The sequence below is a fragment of the Bartonella sp. AP58NXGY genome (assembly GCF_042195785.1).
Classification (GTDB): domain Bacteria; phylum Pseudomonadota; class Alphaproteobacteria; order Rhizobiales; family Rhizobiaceae; genus Bartonella.
Map to the genome: position 1 here is coordinate 1 of NZ_JBHIOY010000097.1, position 1108 is coordinate 1108.

The following is a 1108-nucleotide window of genomic DNA, read 5'->3' on the forward strand; positions in this document are numbered from 1 at the left end:
ATCGAACCGGCAATATAAGCACCAGAAGACAACCATGGGTGTTTTTCTTGCAACGCTTTTTGATAAGCACGTTCCTTGGCTACTCTTCTATTATAAACCTCTTCTGCTTTCTTATCCCCACGCCAATAATCTGTGAAACCTGCTTCATTCGCTGCTTGCATCTCATCACTGTACCCCGCCGTGAGACCAGACATGAACTTGCTCCAAAGCGCGCGCAATTCGGTCCAGTCTTTGCCTTCAAGTGGAGAATAATCTGTTGTAGATTTTGAATTAAATGAAGCCTTATCATCAGCAGCAAGAGGGGAATAAGGAATATAACTCGTTGTTTTTTTGCCTTGATTAGCACGCCCCTTCTTCACTGAAGAAGTGCCACTATTATTATCGGATACATCATCAACAATACGAGAATAAGGTACATATGCCATTTTAATCCCCTTTAACTCTTATCTTCCCATCTTCACCAACAAAGCGTGTTCCAGAAGGCAATTCATCTTCCTGTTCTTTGCTGGTAACAAGCGGCAAATCACTACGTTTTTGCTGTGGAGATGTAGAATGCGATTGGGATGTGACTTTATCAACTTTCTCTGCTGTCAATTCAATTTTACCATTTTGTAGCAACGACAATACATCTGTTTTCATCTTACCCAAAATATGATGAATTTTTTTCAATCTATACATCAGCTCTTTATGACCCAGTTTGTAATCTATCGCTCCTAAATAGCTCTTTAATATATCAAGCTCTCTTTCTGTGAGATTTCCAAAACCAGAAGCACCATTGCGTGAATACCGTCTCATGGTTTCTAATCTATCGATACCTATACGATTTTTAATCGAATCAAGGAGAGATTTCATATCACGGTGTTTAGGAACTTTGAAAAAAGCTAACCAATCTGCCAAATTGCCTGTAGACCAATCACCGTTCTCGTTCACATAATCCATAAAACGTTCGATATCCTCGAGCATATTACCGCTAATAGCTTCACTATTTTTAAGCTCTATCATTTCTCGTTGGCGGTCCAGTTCTTCTTTAGACCTAGCATCATAACCACCGTTCACTTTTTGTAATAGAAAAGCATTCAACGCATCTTTATTCCCAGCCATAAACCGC

Annotated in this window: 1 protein-coding gene and 1 pseudogene; both read right to left on the bottom strand. The window is 39.6% G+C overall.

What is annotated here, in order from left to right; translation table 11 throughout:
• A pseudogene (locus ACFINC_RS09715) lies at positions 1-425 on the bottom strand (glycine zipper family protein); the annotation flags it as partial.
• Position 426: 1 nt separating this feature from the next.
• Positions 427-1108 (bottom strand): hypothetical protein (locus tag ACFINC_RS09720; RefSeq protein WP_375617077.1); only part of this gene is annotated, 682 nt, incomplete at its 5' end.